1 pseudogene is annotated in these 1,368 nt (G+C 50.0%); it reads right to left on the reverse strand.

The features are described 5' to 3' along the window. Nucleotides 1-1,355, reverse strand: a pseudogene (locus A3762_RS07560) (hypothetical protein); the annotation flags it as partial. Nucleotides 1,356-1,368 lie beyond the last annotated feature (13 nt).

Consider the following 1,368-nt stretch of genomic DNA (forward strand, 5'->3'; position numbering starts at 1 on the left):
CAGGTGCCATCACCGTTGTTCGTACCTGCTGACAAAATCGCTCCAGTTGGCACGCCACCGATCGTGACACTGCTGATCGTTTCAGTGCTATCAACAGCGGTTAATGGACCCAGTTCAAGATCGACCTCAGTATCCTCTAACGTGCTTACCGTTCCTGTTAATGGATTGCCATCCGCGCTCGGGTTCGTTGGATCGATTGGATCAGTCGGATCGACTGGGTCAACCGGGTTCGGGCCATCAATAACCGGATTAATTGTTACAGTCATTGACGTCGTTGCACTATTGCTATCGACTTGGCTGCTATCATCGGGATCAACATCTTCATTATGAATCGTGACCTGCAGAACGATATCGCTTAGATGGCCTATTGCTGGCGTGATCGTGAGACCGGCAAGCTCAGCGGCTGTCAACGTCCAGCTACCATCTCCATTGTCAGTGCCGGCCGATAACGTAGCATCTAACGGCACATCGCTGATGGTGTAACCAGTAACTGACTCAGAACCGTCGTTATCTGCTAGGCTACCAGTGATATCCAAGGCAATAGCACTATTCTCATCACCATTTACATCACTCGCACTCACCGCAGGCGCATCAGCGACTGCTTCCAAAGTAACTTCTACCGAACCATTATAAACTTGACTAACATCTCCCTGTGTGAACGTTACTGCAGTCGTTAATGTGAAGTCATCACTAGAATGTTCGACTGGCGTAAGGCTCAAACCGTCAAGATCAGCGGGATCCACTGTCCAGGTGCCATCACCGTTATTCGTACCCGCTGACAAAATCGCTCCAGTTGGCACACCACCGATCGTGACACTGCTCATTGTTTCATTAACGTCAATGGGAGTTAACGGACCCAATTCAAGATCAAAAACTACGTCTTCTGCTACAGTGACAGCCCCCGTCAGTGGATCACCGTCAGCGCTTGGGTTCGATGGATCGATTGGATCGGTCGGATCGACTGGATCAACCGGGTTCGGGCCATCAATAACCGAATTAATTGTTACAGTCATTGACGTCGTTGCACTATTGCTATCGACTTGGCTGCTATCATCGGGATCAACATCTTCATTATGAATCGTGACCTGCAGAACGATATCGCTTAGATGGCCTATTGCTGGCGTGATCGTGAGACCGGCAAGCTCAGCGGCTGTCAACGTCCAGCTACCATCTCCATTGTCAGTGCCAGCCGATAACGTAGCATCTAACGGCACATCGCTGATGGTGTAACCGGTAACTGACTCAGAACCATCGTTATCTGCTAGGCTACCAGTGATATCCAAGGCAATAGCACTATTCTCATCACCATTTACATCACTCGCACTCACCGCAGGCGCATCAGCGACTGCTTCCAAAGTAACCTCCACC

It is taken from the genome of Oleiphilus sp. HI0125, assembly GCF_001635355.1.